Annotated in this window: 2 protein-coding genes; one reads left to right on the top strand and one right to left on the bottom strand. The window is 31.9% G+C overall.

The window, feature by feature from the left end; translation table 11 throughout:
• Positions 1 to 135 precede the first annotated feature (135 nt).
• Positions 136 to 381, bottom strand: coding sequence for a hypothetical protein (locus ACNG5D_RS15785; protein WP_418184496.1), 246 nt, complete (start codon positions 379 to 381; stop codon positions 136 to 138).
• Positions 382 to 440: 59 nt separating this feature from the next.
• Here ACNG5D_RS15785 and ACNG5D_RS15780 point away from each other — a divergent pair, with 59 nt between their 5' ends.
• Complete coding sequence (locus tag ACNG5D_RS15780; protein WP_418184495.1) at positions 441 to 1,196, top strand: hypothetical protein; 756 nt, start codon at positions 441 to 443, stop codon at positions 1,194 to 1,196.
• The last annotated feature ends 268 nt before the right edge of the window (positions 1,197 to 1,464 follow it).

Here is a 1,464-nt window from a genome sequence, read left to right as displayed (position 1 = left end):
CTAACAACGTATATAATCCATTGCTAGTGAGAGCATACTTACGAAAATCCTCGCGGATTTTCTATTCGGTTTTTATTTGCTAAATTACGTGCTAAACCACGCAACGCATCATATACAAACACGTTGTAAAACATATTATTGTTCGTGTAGTTTTTTTAAAGCAATACAGCTATCACATTGGTTTTTACATTTCTTATCTTCGTATAGTTCAGATGCACAATAAAACGATTTCACAACATCGTGTATAGCCAAATTTTTAACTATTTCAGTTGCTAAACCCAACGCTACATCTTCTCTAGCGTAAAACCCGTCAAAATACCCCTCTTCTACTTTTTCTAAGTGATTACATATAATTTGTTCAATTTTTTCTAAGTCTGTCATTTTATAGTTTATTAAATTAGTTAAAAATCAGTCCATACACGCGTAACGTTGCCACACATTTGGAGAACTCAAAACAAACAAAATTTATGAAAAAAATTACCATTTTACTTTCGCTTTTAACTCTGATTTTATCTTGTAGCTCAAACGATGATAACGGAAACGAAAATGAACAACCAACATCAGAATTTAAGCTGGTTAAAGTCGAGCAATTTGACAATGACAACAATCTTACCGAAACCACAACTTACGAATATGACCAGAATTTCAGATTGTTCAAATCAACTGAAATCGACTCGGAAAATTCTACTCGAACTTATAATTATAGTGGAAATAAAATAACTTCGATTAATTTAAGTTCTGGAGAGACTATTAATTACACATATAATGGAGATTTAATAACTAATCGTTCAAATGTAGAAGACGGAATAACATTTACAGACGAATATGAGTATAATTCTGCAAACCAATTGATTAGCGAAACAAGCTATGAAAATGGAAACTTTCAATGCGAAAAAACTTGGACATATAACAGTCAAGATAATATAGCAACTGCAAGTCACTCTTGTTTTACTGGTACAAAACACTTCGAATATGACAATAAGAAAAACCCAAATGATTTACTCTTTAATTCAGGTATTTTAAAAACTTACGAAATTGGTCATAACAATATAACACAAATTTCAGATGAGAATTCTAACATAACTCAAACAAGAACTTATGAGTACAACAGTCAAGGCTATCCGATTGTAGAAATTACTAATATTGGTAGTTTTAGTTTCCGAACTGAATACACATATGAAACTTTGAGTAATTAAAAACCGAATAAAAACGTGTGGCAACAACGTGTATAGTTCATTGCTTCTGACTTTCCTTTCGGAAAGTCCTCGCACTTTTACTATCTTTGGTTTTCGGCGGAAAATCCTCGAGGATTTTCACGCAACAAACCATACACAAATACGTTGTGAGCAAGCTAAAAAAACATCGTAATTGAATTCAACATTTGAAATATTAAAAGGACTTCCTGCATACGGAAAAATGTATATTCCAATCCCTGAACGAAATATATCGGAAGGATTACCTATT

The organism is Algibacter ulvanivorans (assembly GCF_048381495.1).
Classification (GTDB): domain Bacteria; phylum Bacteroidota; class Bacteroidia; order Flavobacteriales; family Flavobacteriaceae; genus Algibacter_B; species Algibacter_B ulvanivorans.
The sequence above is the reverse complement of the archived record's forward strand: the minus strand, read 5'-3'. Positions and strand labels throughout refer to the sequence as shown.

Excerpts from the sequence above, each read along its gene's own strand:
- ACNG5D_RS15785 (WP_418184496.1), bottom strand. The coding sequence starts at position 381 with ATGACAGACTTAGAAAAAATTGAACAAATTATATGTAATCACTTAGAA.